The organism is Shinella sp. JR1-6, from assembly GCF_004284735.1.
Taxonomy (GTDB): Bacteria; Pseudomonadota; Alphaproteobacteria; order Rhizobiales; family Rhizobiaceae; genus Shinella.
The window spans coordinates 12,360-30,226 of the sequence record NZ_SHMI01000031.1 but is presented as its reverse complement, the minus strand read 5'-3'; the positions used below and the strand labels follow the sequence as shown (position 1 = coordinate 30,226).

The 17,867-nt window shown below is 66.0% G+C and carries 18 protein-coding genes; 10 read left to right on the top strand and 8 right to left on the bottom strand.

Features of this window, described 5'->3' with window-relative positions; genetic code table 11:
• Positions 1-13: 13 nt before the first annotated feature.
• Complete coding sequence (gcvA, locus tag EXZ48_RS29715) at positions 14-928, bottom strand: transcriptional regulator GcvA (protein WP_207900536.1); 915 nt, start codon at positions 926-928, stop codon at positions 14-16.
• A gap of 128 nt (positions 929-1,056) precedes the next feature.
• Between gcvA and EXZ48_RS29710 the strand changes: the two genes are divergently transcribed.
• Positions 1,057-1,761: an SDR family oxidoreductase gene (locus tag EXZ48_RS29710; RefSeq protein WP_130520516.1), complete on the top strand. Its 705-nt coding sequence runs from the start codon at positions 1,057-1,059 to the stop codon at positions 1,759-1,761.
• A gap of 57 nt (positions 1,762-1,818) precedes the next feature.
• Here the strand turns inward: EXZ48_RS29710 and EXZ48_RS29705 are convergent, their stop codons facing one another.
• Complete coding sequence (locus EXZ48_RS29705; protein WP_023515130.1) at positions 1,819-2,016, bottom strand: hypothetical protein; 198 nt, start codon at positions 2,014-2,016, stop codon at positions 1,819-1,821.
• A 201-nt stretch (positions 2,017-2,217) separates the two neighbouring features.
• Here EXZ48_RS29705 and EXZ48_RS29700 point away from each other — a divergent pair, with 201 nt between their 5' ends.
• The 6 genes from EXZ48_RS29700 to EXZ48_RS29675 all read left to right on the top strand — a co-directional run bounded on the left by EXZ48_RS29700 (position 2,218) and on the right by EXZ48_RS29675 (position 8,482).
• Positions 2,218-2,766, top strand: a complete 549-nt coding sequence (locus tag EXZ48_RS29700) for a LemA family protein (protein ID WP_023515131.1) — start codon at positions 2,218-2,220, stop codon at positions 2,764-2,766.
• Positions 2,767-2,780: 14 nt separating this feature from the next.
• Positions 2,781-4,724, top strand: a complete 1,944-nt coding sequence (locus EXZ48_RS29695; protein ID WP_130520514.1) for a DUF2207 domain-containing protein — start codon at positions 2,781-2,783, stop codon at positions 4,722-4,724.
• 52 nt (positions 4,725-4,776) lie between these two features.
• Positions 4,777-5,199, top strand: a complete 423-nt coding sequence (locus tag EXZ48_RS29690; protein WP_245290244.1) for a helix-turn-helix transcriptional regulator — start codon at positions 4,777-4,779, stop codon at positions 5,197-5,199.
• Positions 5,196-5,675, top strand: a complete 480-nt coding sequence (locus EXZ48_RS29685; RefSeq protein ID WP_130520512.1) for an SRPBCC domain-containing protein — start codon at positions 5,196-5,198, stop codon at positions 5,673-5,675. Before EXZ48_RS29690 ends, EXZ48_RS29685 begins: the two co-directional genes overlap by 4 nt.
• Positions 5,676-5,859: 184 nt before the next feature.
• Entirely contained in the window at positions 5,860-7,974 is a 2,115-nt protein-coding gene (glyS, locus tag EXZ48_RS29680; protein ID WP_023516159.1) for a glycine--tRNA ligase subunit beta, read from the top strand.
• 13 nt (positions 7,975-7,987) lie between these two features.
• Positions 7,988-8,482 (top strand): DUF523 domain-containing protein, encoded by a 495-nt coding sequence (locus EXZ48_RS29675; protein ID WP_023516158.1) that lies wholly within the window; start codon positions 7,988-7,990, stop codon positions 8,480-8,482.
• A gap of 102 nt (positions 8,483-8,584) precedes the next feature.
• Here the strand turns inward: EXZ48_RS29675 and EXZ48_RS29670 are convergent, their stop codons facing one another.
• The 3 genes from EXZ48_RS29670 to EXZ48_RS29660 form a co-directional block, all read right to left on the bottom strand.
• Positions 8,585-9,061, bottom strand: a complete 477-nt coding sequence (locus tag EXZ48_RS29670; protein ID WP_130520510.1) for a plant virulence effector HPE1-like domain-containing protein — start codon at positions 9,059-9,061, stop codon at positions 8,585-8,587.
• Positions 9,062-9,166: 105 nt separating this feature from the next.
• Positions 9,167-10,438, bottom strand: a complete 1,272-nt coding sequence (gene purD / locus EXZ48_RS29665; RefSeq protein WP_130520508.1) for a phosphoribosylamine--glycine ligase — start codon at positions 10,436-10,438, stop codon at positions 9,167-9,169.
• Positions 10,439-10,585: 147 nt separating this feature from the next.
• Positions 10,586-10,825: a hypothetical protein gene (locus tag EXZ48_RS29660; protein WP_130520506.1), complete on the bottom strand. Its 240-nt coding sequence runs from the start codon at positions 10,823-10,825 to the stop codon at positions 10,586-10,588.
• A 192-nt stretch (positions 10,826-11,017) separates the two neighbouring features.
• On the opposite strand from EXZ48_RS29660, the gene EXZ48_RS29655 reads away from it, so the two are divergent.
• Complete coding sequence (locus EXZ48_RS29655; protein WP_023515263.1) at positions 11,018-11,803, top strand: MipA/OmpV family protein; 786 nt, start codon at positions 11,018-11,020, stop codon at positions 11,801-11,803.
• Positions 11,804-11,879: 76 nt separating this feature from the next.
• The gene (ubiA, locus tag EXZ48_RS29650) at positions 11,880-12,833 is read left to right on the top strand and encodes a 4-hydroxybenzoate octaprenyltransferase (RefSeq protein WP_130520504.1); all 954 of its coding nucleotides are present in this window, start codon (positions 11,880-11,882) and stop codon (positions 12,831-12,833) included.
• Here the strand turns inward: ubiA and EXZ48_RS35070 are convergent, their stop codons facing one another.
• A complete protein-coding gene (locus EXZ48_RS35070; RefSeq protein WP_024271035.1) occupies positions 12,834-13,004 on the bottom strand; it encodes a hypothetical protein in 171 nt (56 codons plus the stop codon). It abuts the gene before it with no gap.
• Between the two features lie 165 nt (positions 13,005-13,169).
• Positions 13,170-13,733 (bottom strand): DUF6101 family protein, encoded by a 564-nt coding sequence (locus tag EXZ48_RS29645; RefSeq protein ID WP_023515266.1) that lies wholly within the window; start codon positions 13,731-13,733, stop codon positions 13,170-13,172.
• Between the two features lie 262 nt (positions 13,734-13,995).
• On the opposite strand from EXZ48_RS29645, the gene EXZ48_RS29640 reads away from it, so the two are divergent.
• Positions 13,996-16,317: a DUF1217 domain-containing protein gene (locus tag EXZ48_RS29640; protein WP_130520502.1), complete on the top strand. Its 2,322-nt coding sequence runs from the start codon at positions 13,996-13,998 to the stop codon at positions 16,315-16,317.
• Between the two features lie 104 nt (positions 16,318-16,421).
• Here the strand turns inward: EXZ48_RS29640 and EXZ48_RS29635 are convergent, their stop codons facing one another.
• A complete protein-coding gene (locus tag EXZ48_RS29635; protein ID WP_130520500.1) occupies positions 16,422-17,852 on the bottom strand; it encodes an FAD-binding oxidoreductase in 1,431 nt (476 codons plus the stop codon).
• Between the last annotated feature and the right edge of the window lie 15 nt (positions 17,853-17,867).

Here is a 17,867-nt window from a genome sequence, read left to right as displayed (position 1 = left end):
GCGTTTCCGTCTTTCAGCGGAAACGCGGGCTCCGAAAGGCCTGGCCGCCGGTGGTGGCCAGCCAGGCGCGAACCGCTGCGACGGATGCGGCGTGGCGCGGCTTGCGGGGCGAGACGGCATAGAAGTCCGCCCCCGCACGCATGTCGCCTGCAAACAGGCGAACCAGCCGCCCGGTGCGGATATCCTCCTCGACGAAGAACCGGCTCGCCAGCACCATGCCCTGGCCGGCGATCGCGGCCTCGATGGCATGGGCGGTCTGGTTGAAGCGGATGTTCTTCGCTGCCGCGGGCGTGCCATCCGGAAAGACCGTTTCGAGATATTGCGGCCAGAAGTCATGCGCATCGTGCAGCAGCGCGTAGCGGGCGAAGGTCTCCGGGCGTGTCGGGTTCCCCAGCTTCTCGATGAGGAGCGGGCTGGCGACGGCTACCAGCACCTGCTCGAACAGGAGGTCCACATCGAGCCCCGGGCCGAAGGGCGGGCGGCCGTAACGCACGGCGAGATCCACCGCATCCGTCTGGAAATTGGAGATCCGGTCCGTCGCCAGGATGCGCAGGTCGATGTCCGGATGGGCTGCGGTGAATTCGGGCAGGCGCGGGATCAGCCATTTCGAGGCGAAGGTCGGCGTCACGCTGATCGTCAGGTGCTGCGGCTCCGGTCGCAGGGCCTCCGTCGCCTCGGCGATCAGCTCGAAGGCGCGGCGGACGTTGGCGACATAGCTGCGCCCGGCCTCGGTGAGCGCGAGCATGCGCGGCTGGCGGTCGAACAGTTTTAGCCCCAGTTCGGCCTCCAGCCCGCGGATCTGCTGGGCCACCGCGCCCTGGGTGACGCCGAGCTCCTCCGCAGCCAGCCGGAAATTGAGATGCCGTGTCACCACCTCGAAAACACGCAGGCCGTTGAGTGGAGGGAGGCGTCGTATGGCGTCTGTCATGGAGTAGATTTTCTACTGGATGATGAGAGTGGAACTGGCTCGCACTCCTGCTGGAGCAATGATATCACTTGGCGGAAAATGAAGAAAGGCGGCTTGCCCGCAACCGGTTCTCAAGAGGGAGACAAGCGATGGCAGTAGAAAAAGTGGCAATCATCACGGCTGGCGGCAGCGGCATGGGTGCAGCGGCGGCAAAGCGGCTGGCGGCGGATGGCTTCAAGATCGCCGTCCTCTCCTCCTCCGGCAAGGGCGAGGCGCTGGCCGCCGAGACCGGTGGCTTCGGCGTCACCGGCTCGAACCAGTCGACTGACGACCTGAAGCGGCTCGTCGATGGGGCGCTGGAACGCTGGGGCCGTATCGACGTCCTCGTCAACAGCGCCGGCCACGGCCCGCGCAAGCCGATCCTTGATCTGACGGACGAGGACTGGCACGCTGGCATCGACGTCTATTTCCTCAACGCCGTGCGCCCGACGCGCCTCGTCACCCCGGTCATGCAGAAGCAGAAGTCCGGCGTGATCATCAACATCTCCACCGCCTGGGCCTTCGAGCCGAGCGCGATGTTCCCGACATCGGCCGTCGCCCGCGCGGGTCTTGCCTCCTTCACCAAGATCTTCGCCGATACCTATGCGGCCGACAACATCCGCATAAACAACGTGCTGCCCGGCTGGATCGACAGCCTGCCGGCGACCGAGGAGCGGCGCGACGGTGTGCCGATGAAGCGTTACGGCACGAGCGAGGAGATCGCCGCGACGGTGGCCTTCCTCGCCTCCGATGGCGCCGCCTACATCACCGGCCAGAACATCCGCGTCGATGGCGGCATCACGCGCGCGATCTGAGGCGGAAAGCGGGATGCCTTGTTGTGCCTCTCCGGTCCGGCCGGGGAGGCATTTTCTTCAGGCGAGGGTCGAAACCTTCACGCCGAGTTCCCAGACGGGCTTCAGCGTCGGCATCGCGCCGGTGGGAAGCTGGCCGGCATAGGTCTGGAGCGCCCGGCGTACACCCTTCGGACGGTCGACCGCAGCGCCCATCGTGTAGGCGAGGAAGAGGGCGGTGAAACCGAGAACGTTGATGGTGAGGACGAGGGCTTTCATGGCGGTTGCTTCAGGGTTCGTGTGGTTGGTGAAGCGACTATCGGCCAAAGCGCGCCGTGGCGCGGTTCCCGGGGTGACAGGGTTTGCGGGCGCTCGCCTGCTTTGAGGAAGAGGAGGCGGCGCCGGGCCCCTTGGGGGGCTTTTCTGCGGCGATGCGGATGCTAAGGTCGTGCCCGAGACAAAGAACGAGCGGAGGCTTTCATGATCGGTCTGGCAATCGCGGCGGTGGTCGTTCTCTACGCCATCATTCTCTACAACGGCCTCGTCAAAGCCCGTCAGGTGAAGGAGGAGGCCTGGTCCGGCATCGACGTGCAGCTGAAGCGCCGCGCCGACCTCATCCCCAACCTGATCGAAACCGTGAAAGGCTACGCCGCGCACGAGAAGGACACGCTGGAAAAGGTGGTGGAGCTGCGCAACCGGGCGCAGGCCGTGCCGGCCGGGGACGTCGCGGGCAGGGCGCAGGCGGAAGGCCTGCTCAGCCAGGCGCTGGGTCGCATCTTCGCGCTGGCCGAAGCCTATCCGGACCTCAAGGCCAACCAGAACTTCGCCGAGCTGCAGGAGACGCTGGAGACACTGGAAAACGAGATCCAGATGTCCCGCCGCTACTACAACGGCGCCGCCCGCGATCTCAACGTCAAGGTCGAAAGCTTTCCCTCGAACCTCGTCGCCAGCCTCTTCAAATTCCTGAAGGCGCCCTATTTCGAGATCGAGAACCCGGCCGACCGGGCCGTGCCGACCGTCAAGTTCTAATACCGGAGCCCTTCATGATGCGGATTGCCGTTGTCCTGACGCTGTGGCTCTGTCTTCTGGCTGGCAACGCGGCGCGGGCGGAGGAGTATTTCGACCGCTATCATTCCGACATCGCTGTCGCGAAGAACGGCACCTTGACCGTGACGGAAACGATCCGCGTCTACGCCGAGGGCAACCAGATCCGCCGCGGCATCTATCGCGATTTTCCGCTGACCTTCGTCGACGCCGGCGGGCGGGAGCGGGAGGTGGGCTTCAAGATCCTCAGCGTCGAGCGGGACGGCCGGCCGGAGCCCTACCGCACGGAAACCATCCGCCGCGGCATCCGCATCTATTTCGGCTCGGCCGACGTGCTCCTCGATCCCGGCTTCCACCAGTATCGCCTGACCTACGAGACGACGCGGCAGATCCGTTTCTTCGACACGCATGACGAACTCTTCTGGAACGTCACCGGCACCGAATGGGCCTTTCCGATAGACAGGGCCACGGCGACGGTGACCCTGCCCGAGGGGGTGCGGGCGGAGGAACTGACCGTCTTCACCGGACCGCTCGGCGCCACGGGCAAGGACGCGCGCAGCGAAAACCAGGGCAACCGGGCAACGTTCGAGACGACGCGCGAACTCGGCCCGAACGAGGGGCTGACGATCGGTGTGAAAATGCCGGCCGGCAGCATCGACCGCCCGACGGCGGCGGAAGAGCGGACCCTGTTCCTCAAGGACAACCGCAACCTTTTCCTCGCCTTCGGCGGGCTCGTGCTGGTCGTCGGCTATTACCTTTGGGCCTGGCTTTCCGTGGGCCGCGATCCGGCGGGTGGCGTCATCGTGCCGCGCTGGGATGCGCCGGAGGGCCTGTCGCCGGCGCTCGTCAACTATATCGACGAGAAAGGCTTCGGCGGGCAGGGCTGGACGGCGATTTCCGCCGCCTTCCTCAACCTTGCGGTCAAGGGGCTCGTCGAACTGAAGGACCTGAAGACCTCGATCACCGTCACCCGGACGGAAAAGCCGGTCGAAGGTGCGCTGCCGACCGGCGAGGCGACCCTGCTGAAGACCGTCGGCTCGGCGGGCAGCACCTTCATCATCGACAAGTCGAACGGCAAGCGGGTGCAGACGCTCGGCCTGGACTTCAGCGAGGCGATGGAGAAGGAGCACCGCTACAAGTATTACCTTGCCAACTGGCCGCAGGTGATCTGCGGCATTCTCCTGTCGCTCGTCTGCCTTGCGGCTCTCCTCATCTTCGGCTCGCTGCCGGAGGAGGGCATCGCGCTCGTCATCCTGCCGGTCTTCGCCTCGGTCTTCATCTCCATCTTCGCGCTGGCGCTCGGGCAGAATTTCCGGCGGGCGAAGTCGCTCGGCGCGCGCATCCTCGCCGTCGTTATGATCGCCTTCGTCGGCTTCGTCTTCCTCACGGTCTTCGGCAGCATCATCCTCGCGCTGTTCGTCACCAGCGCCGCCGCCGGCCAGATGCCGCTCTTTGCCGCCGTCGGCGGCATCGTCGTCACCAATCTCGTCTTCTTCTTCCTGATGGGCGCGCCGACGCCGCTCGGCCGCAGGATGATGGACGGCATCGAGGGCCTGCGCCAGTATCTGACGCTTGCCGAGAAGGACCGCATGAACATGGCCGGCGCGCCGGACATGTCGCCGCGCCACTACGAGACCCTCTTGCCCTATGCCGTGGCGCTGGGCGTCGAGAAACCCTGGTCTGAAACCTTCGACCGCTGGCTCGTCGCCGCCGCGGCAGCCGGTGCCGCCGCTGCCGCCTACCAGCCCGCCTGGTACCGTGGCGACAGCTTTTCCTCCGGCCGGTTTTCCGATCGCATGGGCGGCTTTGCCGGCTCCATGGCGAGCACCATGACCTCCTCCCTGCCGGATCCGCCGAAAAGCTCCTCTTCCGGCTTCTCCTCGGGCGGCGGTGGCGGCTCGTCCGGGGGCGGCGGCGGCGGCGGTGGCGGCGGCGGCTGGTAGCCGGCCGGCTCAGGCACAATCATTTGCAGCTGGCTTGCTCCGTCGATGGCACATGCCGCAGGAGCGCGTTTCTCAAACACTTAAGTCGCGGCTGAAGTTTTTTGTTGACAGGGAAGGTTGCCTTCCAATACTTAAGCGTATGCCTAACTATTCAGACCCGATAGACATCCTGCTCAACGCCCTTTCCGAGCCCGTGCGCCGACGTATCGTCGAGCGGCTGGCCAAGGGGCCGTGCTCCGTCAGCGGCCTTACGCAGGTCGCGCCGATCTCGCTGCCCGCGGTGATGCAGCATCTCGGCGTGCTCGAAGAGGCGAAGCTGATCGTGTCGGAAAAGGTCGGCCGCGTGCGGACCGTGTCGTTGAAGCCGGGGGCCTTGAAGGATCTGGAACGCTGGGCTGCCGCGCAAAGCCGGCCGTGGGAGCGCAAGCTCGACCATCTCGATGCCTATCTGAAAGAAACCAAGGAAGAGGAATGAACATGACCGATCCGAAGATCATTCACGGCAGCTTCACGCTCGACCGTCTCTACGATGCGCCCGTGGCAAAGGTCTTTGCCGCCTATGTGGAAGCCGAGGCGCGTTACCGCTGGCTCATCAGCTCTGACGGCTGGACGGTGCACGAATATCGGCCCGCCGGGCGCGTCGCTGCCGGCGCGCAGGAATTCAGCAAGTTCAGCCCGCCCGGCGCGGATGTCGTGCTGACCAACGAGACGACCTTCCTGGAGGTGCGCGAGGGGGAATGCGTCATCCTCGCCTATGCGATGACGCTGGACGGGGCACCACTCTCCGCCTCGCTGCTGACGGCCGAGTTTCAGGCGGAGGGTGGCGGAACGCGTCTTCTCCTCACCGAGCAGGGCGCCTATCGCGACGGCAACATCGACGGCCGCAAGGAGGGAACGCGGGGGCTGCTCGAGCAGCTGGCGAGGGAAGTGGCGGCCAGCGTCGCCGCCTGAACGGCGAGCGCGGGCCGGCGGGAACGCCGTCCGGTCCGCCTATTCGGCGCGATTGGGCGGCGGGGCGCACATTTGCCGTTGAACAGCACCGCCGAACTTTGCTAGCAGAGGCGCACGATTTTGACCCCCACTCCGGCCGCTGCGCCGGCCCTCTCCGGCGAAGGGGAGGGCGAGGAAAGCTGACATGCCCGATCTTCTGCTTGAACTCCGCTCCGAGGAAATCCCCGCCCGCATGCAGCGGAAGGCCGCGGGCGATCTGAAGAAGCTCGTCACGGACGCGCTGGTGGATGCGGGCCTGACCTATGAGGGTGCGCGCGAATACTGGACGCCGCGCCGCCTGACGCTCGATATCCGCGGCCTCAACGCCCGCTCGAGCGACGTGCGCGAGGACATCAAGGGCCCGACGACCTCGGCCCCCGAACAGGCGATCCAGGGCTTCCTGCGCAAGGCGGGCCTCGCATCGGTTTCCGAAGCCCATGTCCATTCGGACCCGAAGAAGGGCGATTTCTACGTCGCCCACATCGTCAAGCCGGGCCGCCCGGCCGACGAGATCATCGCCGAGGTGATGCCGGGCATCATCCGCAACTTCCCTTGGCCGAAATCGATGCGCTCCGGCGCCGCCTCGGCCAAGCCCGGTGCGCTGCGCTGGGTGCGCCCGCTGCAGTCGATCGTCTGCACCTTCGGCTCGGAGACGGAGGAAACCCGCATCGTGCCCTTCGAGGTCGACGGGCTCGTCGCCGGCAATGTCACCTATGGCCACCGGTTCCATGCGCCGGGCGCGATCACCGTGCGGCGCTTCGAGGATTATGTCGCCAATCTGGAGAAGGCGAAGGTCGTGCTCGATGCCGAACGCCGCAAGCAGATCATCGCGACGGATGCGGGCAACATCGCCTTTGCGAACGGCCTCGAACTGGTCGAGGACGAGGGCCTGCTGGAGGAGGTCTCCGGCCTCGTCGAATGGCCGCAGGTGCTGATGGGTACCTTCGAGGAGGAGTTCCTGGCGATCCCCTCGGAAATCATCCGCCTCACCATCAAGACGAACCAGAAATGCTTCGTCACCCGCAAGCCGGGCGCCGAAACACTTTCCAACCACTTCATCCTCATTTCGAACATCGAGGCGAAGGACGGCGGCAAGGAGATCGTGCACGGCAACGGCAAGGTCGTTCGGGCCCGTCTTTCCGATGCAAAGCACTTCTGGCTGCGCGACCAGCGCGACCTGCCGGACCTCGACACGCTGAAGGCATCGGCCGAAAAGTTCGGCCTCGACCTGAAGAAGCCGCTCGACCAGCGCATGGCCAAGCTCGACGCGCTGAACGTCACCTTCCATGCCAAGCTGGGCACCCAGGGCGCCCGCGTCGAGCGCATCCGCACGCTTGCAGGCGAACTTGCCCCCGTCATCGGCGCGGATGCGGCGCTCGTCGACCGGGCCGTGGTGCTCGCCAAGGCGGACCTGCGCACCGAGGCCGTCGGGGAGTTTCCAGAGCTGCAGGGCATCATGGGCCGGAAATACGCCGCGCTCCAGGGCGAGGACGCCGCGGTGGCCGAGGCGATCGAGGATCACTACAAGCCGCAGGGCCCCTCGGACCGCGTACCGGCCGGCAAGGTCGGTCTTACCGTCGCGCTCGCCGACAAGCTCGACACGCTGATCGGCTTCTGGGCGATCGACGAGAAGCCGACCGGCTCGAAGGACCCCTACGCGCTGCGCCGCGCCGCCCTCGGCGTCATCCGCATGCTGCTCGAAAAGAACATCCGCCTGCCGCTCGCCTCCGTCGCGAAGGATCCGGACCTCGTTGCCTTCTTCCACGATCGCCTCAAAGTCTATCTCCGCGACATGGGCGCGCGCCACGATCTCATCGATGCCGTGCTGACGCCCGAAGCCGATGATCTCTTGATGGTCGCCCGCCGCGTCGAGGCGCTGACGGCCTTCATCACCTCGGAAGAGGGGCAGAACCTGCTCGCCGGCACCAAACGCGCCACGCAGCTTCTCGCTGCCGAAGAGAAGAAGGGCACCGTCGTCGAAGGCGCCGTCTCGGCCGACCTTCTCCTGCTCGATGCCGAAAAGGCCCTCCACGCCGCCGTCGAGACCGCGACGAAGGACGCCGCTGCCGCCGTTTCGAAGGAAGACTTCCGTTCCGCCATGGAAGCCCTTTCGGCGCTGCGTGCCCCGGTCGACCAGTTCTTCAACGACGTGCTCGTCAACGACGAGGACCCCGCCATCCGCGCCAACCGCCTCGCCCTGCTCTCCGCCATCCGCGCCGCAACCGGCACGGTCGCGGATTTCTCCAAGATCGCGGGATGAGGGAAGGGCGCTGATGTCGGCGAAGATCCTCATCAGCGCCTGCCTTGCCGGTTTGCCGGTGCGGTACAACGGGTCGGCCAAGCCGCTTGTCCATGGCGCGGTCGAGCGCTGGCGAGTGGAGGGGCGGCTGGTGACGCTCTGTCCGGAGCTTTCCGGCGGCTTCCAGGTGCCGCGGCCGCCAGCGGAGATCGAGAACGGGCTTGACGGCGAGGATGTGCTCGACGGCCGGGCGCGGGTATTGGAGGTGTCCGGTGGGGATGTTTCCGCCGCCTACATCGCGGGCGCGCGCATTGCGCTCGACGTGGCGCGGGAGAATGGCTGCCGGCATGCGCTGCTCATCGACGGCAGCCCGTCCTGCGGGTCCGGCTTCGTCTATGACGGCACGTTTTCAGGTATCCGGCATGCGGGGCAGGGAGTGACGGCGGCACTGCTGCGGCGCGGCGGCATTGCGGTCTATTCCGACCGGGAGGTCGATCGGCTGGTCGGCGATCTCGGAGAGAGGGGCTGATACGCCTGCGCCCCCGCTTGAGGTCAGGGGCGCAAAACGTCCGCTTCCGCGGATTCCTGTCAGCCTGGAGGGACTGAGAGGCAGGGCGCGCCCACTATGGGGTCAGTTGACCCGAAGTTCAAACCCTGACGGATCAAACTCCTGTGAAGTTGCCATGCCGGCCGCCGCCGTCTTGCGGGCTGCGGTCTCGTCGAGCGCGCTGGTATGGGCGCCGGCATCGACGGTTTCCACGGCCGTGGCCTTCTCGTCCACCGTCGTTTCGACAGTGGCCGCCTGACGGACTTCCGCCGGGGCCTTGCTGACGAAGAGCACGGGCGAGCCGCCCATCCAGGCTTCGGTGCGGAAGATCTTGCGCTCGCCGTTCTCCTCGCGGATCTCCACCTTCTGCGTGCCGGGGTCGATGGCATCGACCTGGTAGGTGGCGTGTTTGGGCTTCGGTTTCAGCGCCGGGCAGTCGCCGCAGCGGACCGCCGAAATGCTCGACCCCTCGGACGATGCGCCGGCAACGGGCTCGATCGAACCCGCAAGGGCGGGGGCGGCGAGAAGCATGAAAGCAAAGGTCGGCAGCAGGGTACGCATCAACGGTTCTCCCTTATGGTTGTAGGGAGAATAGCGCCCGCCGGTTACGGTCCCGTCAGGGGAAATGGTAAAATTTGAGCGATCCGGCGTTTTTCGTGCCGGACCTCACGCCTTTTCGCGCGCGACGGCGCGCCAGCCGATGTCGCGGCGGCAGAAGCCGTTGTCCCATTCTACCTGGTCGAGCGCCTGATAGGCGGCCTTTTGCGCCTCCGCGACAGTCGCGGCGACGGCCGTGACGTTGAGCACGCGCCCGCCGGTCGCCACCAGTTGGCCGTCCTTCAGGGCTGTGCCGGCATGAAACACCTTGCTGGCTGCGTCGTCGGCCGGCAGCGCGCGGATCGGCGTGTTCTTCTCGTAGGCGCCGGGATAGCCCTTCGAGGCCATGACGACGGTGAGCGCCGGGGCATCGCGCCAGCTGGCGGAAACCGTGTCGAGCCGGCTGGTCGCGGCCGCATGCAGGATCGGGAGCAGGTCGCTTTCGAGCCGCATCATCAGCACCTGGCATTCCGGGTCGCCGAACCGCACATTGTACTCGATGAGCTCAGGGCCCTTGGCGGTGATCATCAGCCCGGCGAAGAGCACGCCCTGGAAGGGATGGCCGTCTGCCGCCATGCCGCGGATCGTCGGCTCGATGATCTCCTTCATGGTGCGCGCGACCAAGTCGGGCGTCATGACGGGGGCGGGCGAGTAGGCGCCCATGCCGCCGGTGTTGGGGCCGGTGTCGCCGTCGCCGACGCGCTTGTGGTCCTGCGCCGAAGCAAGGGCCAGGGCGTTCACGCCGTCGCACAGGCAGAAGAAGCTCGCCTCCTCGCCATCGAGGAAGGCCTCCACCACGACTTCCGCGCCCGCCGCACCGAAGGCGCCGTCGAAGCAGTCGTCCACGGCGGCCAGCGCTTCGTCGAGCGTCATGGCGACCGTCACGCCCTTGCCGGCGGCAAGTCCGTCCGCCTTGATGACGATCGGCGCGCCTTCGCGCTCCACATAGGCCCTGGCGGCCGCGGCGTCGGTGAAGCGCTGGTAGGCGCCGGTGGGAATGTCGTATTTCGCGCAGAGATCCTTGGTGAAGCCCTTGGATCCCTCGAGCTGCGCGGCGGCGGCCGAGGGGCCGAAGACGTCGATGCCGGCGGTGCGCAGCACGTCGGCCATGCCCGCGACCAGCGGGGCTTCCGGTCCGACCACCACGAAGGTGACACCGTTTTCCTTGCAGAAGGCCGCGACGGCCGCATGATCCTCGATGTCGAGCGCGACGAGCGTGGCGCAGTCGGCGATGCCGGGATTGCCGGGGGCGGCGTAGAGCGTTTCGAGGAGGGGAGATTGCGCCAGCTTCCAGGCAAGGGCGTGTTCGCGTCCGCCCGATCCGATCAACAGAACCTTCATGCCCATATCCTCGATCCGTCCTTCGTTGCTGGCGGGTTAAGGGGATGGGGCTGAAAGGTCAAGGGCTGCCGGGACCGGGAGCGCGCGCGGGCAGGAGAATGTCAGGTTTGCCCCTCATCCCGCTGCCGCGACTGTACGGTGCCGCCCTTATAGGGTCGCCGCACCCTTTTCCTCCACGGTACGGCCGAGCGCCTCCAGCTCCGTGTCGATCAGGTGCACGTCCTCGTACCAGCCATCATCCTCCACCATGGCGCTTTCGGTGGCGGCGCGCTGGAGCGCGCGGGCTTCTGTGCGCAGCTTTTCCAGCCTGACGATCTTCTCCTTGCGGGAAAGGCCGCTGTCGTTGCGGATCGCCTGCAGCTTCAGTTCCATCGTGCTGACGGTCATCGGGAAACTCCTTGTTCGTTCCCCGTAAAAACGTCGGCACGGCCGAATCGTTCCGCGCGCCGCCAGGCCGGATGGTTAGCAAAGCGGTAATGAAACGCAGCTAATGTTCACGCAATCAAAGGTTTCGGCAGCCCGCGGCGGGTCTGCCGGTGAAGCGAGGATTGTGTCTTGAGTATCCGTGTTTCGACCGCAATGACTGCGGCCGCTCTCCTTTTTGTGCCCGTTTCCGCCCTTGCCGGCGAAGGCGGCTATTTCTGGTCCGGCGACTGGTATCTGAAGGTCGGCGCCGCCGGCTTTGCCGCGCCGCGCTACGAGGGGGCGAAAAAATACCTGTTCCAGGTCACGCCGATGATCTCGCTCGGCAAGGCGGGCAGCACCGTCCGCTTCTCCTCGCGCAATGACAACCCGTCCTTCGCGCTGATCGACAATGGCGGCTTTCGTGCCGGTGCGACGGGTAAACTCGTCATGCCGCGTGACGACGACGATTCGAAGGATCTGCGCGGCCTGACCCCGGTGAAGTTTGGCGGCGAACTCGGCGCCTTCGCCGAAGCCTATCCGACGGACTGGCTGCGCGTGCGCGGCGAGGTGCGCCACGGCATCCGCAGCCATGACGGTATCGTTGCCGATATCGCGGCCGACGCCTTCGTCGACGTGCGCCCTGATGTGCGCATCTCGGCCGGCCCGCGTGTGACGCTCGCCTCGAACGATTATATGGACACCTATTATGGCGTGAAGCCGAACCAGGTCGCCAAGTCCGGTCTTTCCGCCTACGATCCCGACGGCGGCATCCACTCGGTGGGCGCGGGCGCGGCGATCACCTGGCAGGTCAACGAGAAGATCGAGACGAGCGCCTTTGCCGAATACAAGCGCCTCGTTGGCGACGCGGCCAAGTCGAGCCTCGTCAAGGAGCGCGGCAGCCGCGATCAGGTGCTGATCGGCCTTTCAGCCACCTACCGGTTCGATTTCACGCTGCCGTAACCTTTTCGGCGCGCACGACCTGCCCTGCGGCGCGGTGCCGGCTTGACCGGCGCCGGGCGGCTTGCGATCTAGGGGAATGATCAGCTCTCCCTCCGATTCCGGCCGCGTCGCCGATGCGCCGTCCCGAAACTGGGTCTACCGCGTGCTGCCGCGCGCGGCCTGGCCCTATGCGCAGCTCGCCCGCTGGGACCGGCCGATCGGCTGGCAGCTTCTCCTCCTGCCGTGCCTCTGGTCGGCGGCGCTGGCGGCCAATGTCTCGGCGGCGATCGGCACCTTCGATCTTGCGCGCTTCGTCACGCAGCTCTTCCTCTTCTTCGTCGGGGCCGTCGCGATGCGCGGCGCCGGCTGCACCTACAACGACCTCGTCGACCACGAGATCGACCAGGCAGTGGCCCGCACCCGCTCGCGTCCGCTGCCCTCCGGCCGCGTCACGCGCCGGCAGGCGAAGATCTTCATGGCATTGCAGGCGCTTGTCGGCCTCGTCGTGCTGTTGCAGTTCAATCTTTTTACCATCGTGCTCGGCATCGCCTCGCTGGCGATCGTCGCCATCTACCCCTTCGCGAAGCGCTTCACCGACTGGCCGCAATTCTTCCTCGGCATGGCCTTCTCCTGGGGGGCGCTGATGGGCTGGGCGGCGGAATTTTCCGAAGTGTCGGCCGCCTCGCTGGCGCTCTACGTCGCCGCCATCGCCTGGACCATCGGCTACGACACGATCTACGCCCACCAGGACAAGGAAGACGATGCACTGATCGGCGTGCGTTCCACCGCGCGCCTCTTTGGCGAGAAGACCGCGGGATGGCTCGTCGGCCTCTACGGCCTGACGGTCGTGCTGGTCGCGCTTTCCTTCTGGCTTGCCGGCATCGGCATCGTGGCCTGGCTCGGCCTCGGCGTGGCTGCCGCCATGCTCGCCTGGCAGATCGCCACGCTCGACATCGACGACCCGGAACAGTGCCTCGCACTCTTCAAGTTCAACGGCGTCGTCGGCCTCTGCCTCTTCCTTGCGCTCACCGTCGCCATCCCGTTCGCCTGATCAGCGGTGCCGCGGCCCGCGCGAGCCGGTCTGCGGACGGTCTTCGCCGCGCCGCAGCGTCGTCGGATGAAGGGCGATCTCGAAACCGCGGCGTGGCGGGCGAACGCGATCGACGGTCGCGCTGTCGACGGTGCGGATGCGGCCGAGGAGGGTGGTGAAGAACTTTGCCATTGTGATCTGTCCCTTGCTTCGCGTTCCCCGGTACGAACCCGGTGTGTTGAACGCTGTTTCCCACGCCGGGCGCGGGAAAAGTGTTCCGGAGGGAACAGGCAAGGGCGCACGAAAAAGCCGGCCGCAGGGAACGGCCGGCTTTTCTGGAGGTCATGCGGCTCAGGCTCAACGCCGGGCAATGATTTCCCGGCCGTCGATCTTCATCTGCACGCCGAGCTTGCCGGTGGTGCGGCGCACCAGGAAGCGGGGGCGGCGGTCGGCGAAGTAGGAGTGGCGGCGGCGCTGCTTGGCGGGGCGGCTGCCGACCGTCAGGTTGTCGTCGAGCGGCCGGGCGATGCCGTCGGCCTCGACCATCAGCATGGGGATGCGGTAGGCCTCGGCCCAGCTGCGCCAGTCGGCGGCGATGTCGCACAGGTCGTGCGCCACCAGGAGCGGGATGCAGAGGTCCGGATCGTCGTGGTGCAGTTCGAGGGTGACGGTCACGTCGCCGTTGCCGTGGTCGATGGCGCGGGCGGCGACGCCCTTGAAGGCGCGGGCCGGCAGGGCGATCGAGAGCGGCAGGCCGCTGGACGGCAGAACCTTGCGCAGCACGGCGCCGCGTTCGTCGAGCGTGATGGTGGCGTCGGTTCCCTCGGCGCGCAGCTCGAAGGTCACCTGCTGCGGAAAGCGCTTGGGATCGAGCCGGAGCGTGGTGCCGGCCCAGGCCGGCTTGGAAACGGTATTCAGCATGTCTTTCGCCCTTGTTTTCCTTGAGAGCCGGTGTCCGGTCTTCTCATCGGGACTTTTCGTCCTCTGAGGGCGAGAATAGGCGCACCCCCTTCCGAGCCGCTTAAAAATCGCGGTTAAGAAAACTTTGCAGTTCCTGATGGTTAGCAAAACCGCACGGGCTAGGGTTTAGGAGAGGTGAACGCGTGCGACAGGTCGGGACAAGCCTCGCGCGCGAGAGTGGCCCCCGATCGGCCCGCCCGCATTGTCGAAAGAGACCCCTCCGATGCTGTCCACCTATACGAGCTACAACCTCATCGCGCGTGACATGCTGGTGTCGCTGGACCGCACGGCGAGCGAGACGGTCACCGCGCGCGAGGCCGAGTACTACAAGGAAAACATCGGCAAGGTGACCAGCGTCGACGCGTTTCTCGACGACTACCAGCTCTATTCCTATGCCATGAAAGCCTATGGCCTGGAGGAGATGACCTATGCCACCGCCTTCATGCGCAAGGTGCTGGAAAGCGATACGTCGGATGCGAACAGCTTCGTCAACCTCCTGACGGATTCGCGCTACCGGGAATTCGCCACCGCCTTCAGTTTCGAGGCGTCGACCGCCTCGGCGCAGACCGAGGTGCAGCTCGACGAGATCATCGGCCTCTATTCGGCGACGGCGGCCAATGCCGGCGCGGCGATCAAGGAGGAGACGCGCTACTACAATGCCGTCATCGACACGGTCACGAGCGTCGACCAGCTGCTCAACAATGACCGGCTGCGCAGCTACGTCTTCACGGCCTTCGGCATCGATCCGTCGACCTGGTCGCGCCAGACGATCCGCGGGGTGCTGACCAGCGACCTTGACGATCCCGCCAGCTACTTCAACACGGAGTTCGGCGCCAAGGCGACCGCCGCGCAGGCAGCCATGCAGGCGGCCAATGACGAGCTGGCGACACTCCAACCCAACGACGCCAACGCGGCCCGCATCGCCCAGCTCAGGGCCGAGATCGTCCGCCAGAGCGCCATCATCGCCAATGCCGAGAAATACGGCACGCTCGCCAGCGCCTTCAATTTTGCCGCCGATGGCACGGCGGTCGCCGGCACGGTGCAGAACGCCAGCCAGAAGACCAGCACGACCGAGCTCTACACACTCTCCAATCCGCGCGCGACATCGGCCGCCGCGCTGATCCATAAGGAGTATTTCGAAAGCCGGATCGGCAGCGTCACGACGGCAAGCGAGGTTGCCGGCAATCCGCGCATGGTCAATTATCTCAAGGTGGCCTTCGGCCTCGACAAGCTGTCGATCGTCAGCTCGACCATCGCCAACATCCTGACCAGCGATCCTGACCCGAACAACGCCAACAGCTACATCAACAAGTTCGGCGGATCGGACAAGGACGCCTATTTCGCCCTGCGCGCCGCCTTCAATTTCCAGGAGGACGGCACGCTGGCCGCCGGCGATGCGGCGCAGACCGCGACCCAGACCGCAACGGTCGCCTCCGGCTACATGAGCCGCTACAACGACAAGGACGACGAGGCGGACGAGCTGGCCATTCGGCGGTTCAAGAGCCAGATCGGCGCGGTGAAGACTGTCAACGAGTTCGTCGGCGAGGCGAGCCTCTACGACTTCGCGTTGAAGGCCTTCGGTTTCGATCCGGCCAAGGTCTCGGCCCTGACGGTCAAGAACGTGCTGAAGAGCGATCTCAACGATCCGAAGAGCTACGTGTACCAGCTCGGCGACCCGCGCTTCGTCGAATTCGCCAAGGCGTTCAATTTCGGGTCGGACGGCAACATCACGGCGCCGAAGCTGGCACAGTCCGAATCCGAGATCCTCGTCATGTCGCGCGCCTATGTGACGGCCAAATCCCGTTTCGGAACGGAAGATGACAAGAAACTGGCGGAGGAGGAGGCGAAATATTACTCCCTCCAGATGCAGAAGATCGACAGCGTCAAGGAATTCCTGTCCGATCCGCGTCTCGTCGCCTTCGTGCTGACGGCCAACGGCATCGATACGAAGAGCGTCGATGCGGAGTTCATGGCAAAGATCTTCACCTCCGACCTCGACGACCCCGACAGTTTTGCCAACCAGCAGCCCGACCGCGCCTATCGCCAGATCGTGGCCTCGTTCAACTTCAATGCCGAGGGCCAGGTCGAGCGGCAGGACGATGCCGAGATCCAGTCGCGCCGCGGCATCTACCAGACGATCGACGGCTACGTGCGCCAGAAGCTGGAGGCGGATGCGGGCAACGACAATGCCGGCGTGCGCCTCGCGCTCTATTTCGAGCGCAAGGCGGAAACGGTTTCGAGCCCTTACGACCTTCTGGCCGACGACGCGCTCTTCGAAGTCTTCAAGGTGCTCTACCAGCTGCCCGACGAGATCGCGAGCGCCGATGTCGACGCCCAGGCCGACATGGTCGAGCGCTATCTCGAGCTGAAGGATCTGCAGGATCCGGAGAAGGTCTCCAAGATGATCGTGAAGTTCTCCGTGCTCTACGATCTCGAGAACCAGAGCACGACGGATCCGGCGCTCTCCGTGCTCACCAGTTCGGGTTCGGCCGGCATCAGTGCCGATCTCATGATGTCGCTGGCGCAGCTGCGCACCGGCGGCTGATCCGCCTGGCGCAATTCCAGCAGAAGCGCGGCGCGGTTTTGCACCCGGAACGGCGTTAAACAGATAGAGAGCGTTTTCGCTGTTCGAAGAAAAGCGGAAATACGCTAGCCCCTGACGACCTTGCCGGGGTTCATGATGCCGGCGGGGTCGAAGGCGTGCTTGATCCTTGCCATCAGGTCCATCTCGATCGGCGCGCGCACCGCCGCGAGCTCGTCGCGCTTCAGCTGGCCGATGCCGTGCTCGGCGGAAATCGACCCGCCATAGCTCAGCACGATGGCGTGCACGAGGTCGTTGATCTCGCGCCAGCGGCCGAGGAAGGCGTCCCTGTCGGCGCCGACGGGCTGCGAAATGTTGTAGTGGATGTTGCCGTCGCCCATATGGCCGAAGGAGCAGATGCGCGCCCCGTCGATGGCTTTCATGACCGCCGCATCCGCTTCCGCCATGAAGGCCGGGATGGCCGAGACCGGCACGGAGACGTCGTGCTTGATCGAGCCGCCCTCCGGCTTCTGCGCCGGCGACATGCTTTCGCGCATGTGCCACAGCGCCCGGCGCTGCTCCTCGCTGGCGGCGATCACCGCGTCCTCGACGAGCCCGGCCTCGATGCCCTCGGCCAGCAGGGCCTCCATCATGCGCGCGGCGGTCTCCGCCGCGTCGGATGTCGAGATATCGACGAGCACGTACCAGTCATGCCGGCTGGCGAGCGGGTCGCGCACGCCCGGAATGTGCCGCGTGGTGAAATCGACGCCGAGACGCGGCATCAGCTCGAAGCCGGTCAGCGCGGTGCCGCAGCGGCTGGAGGCGCGTTCGAAGAGGGCGAGCGCATCCGCGACGGATTTCAGCCCGGCGAAGGCCACCTCGTGGCCGAGCGGCCGCGGGAAGAGTTTCAGCACCGCGCCGGTGATGACGCCGAGCGTGCCCTCCGCGCCGATGAAGAGGTCGCGCAAGTCGTAGCCCGTATTGTCCTTCTTCAGCCGGCGCAGGCCGTTCCAGACCTCGCCGGTCGGCAGAACGACTTCGAGGCCGAGGCAGAGCTGGCGCATGTTGCCATAGGCGAGCACCGCGGTGCCGCCGGCATTGGTGGACAGGTTGCCGCCGATCTGGCAGGAGCCTTCCGAGCCGAGCGACAGCGGAAACAACCGGTCCGCGGCCTCGGCCGCCTTCTGGATCTCCGCGAGGACGCAGCCGCCGTCGGCGACGACGACATTGCCGACCGGATCGACATCGCGGATGCGGTTGAGCCGGGAGAGCGACAGCACGACATCCGTCGCCCCTTCACGCGGCGCCGCGCCCCCGACATGGCCGGTATTGCCGCCCTGCGGGACGATGGCCGTGCGCGTTTCCGTGGCGAGCGCGAGGATTTTCGAGACCTCCTCGACGGAGCCCGGCCGCAGCACGAGCGGCGAGGTGCCGTGATAGAGCCCCCGGCTTTCGACGAGATAGGGCGCGATGTCGCGCTCCGCCGTCAGGGCGTGGGCCGGGCCTGTGATGGTGGCGAAGCGGTCGATGAGATCTGGGGCAAGCGTCGCCTGGGTCATGGCTCTGTCCTCGTT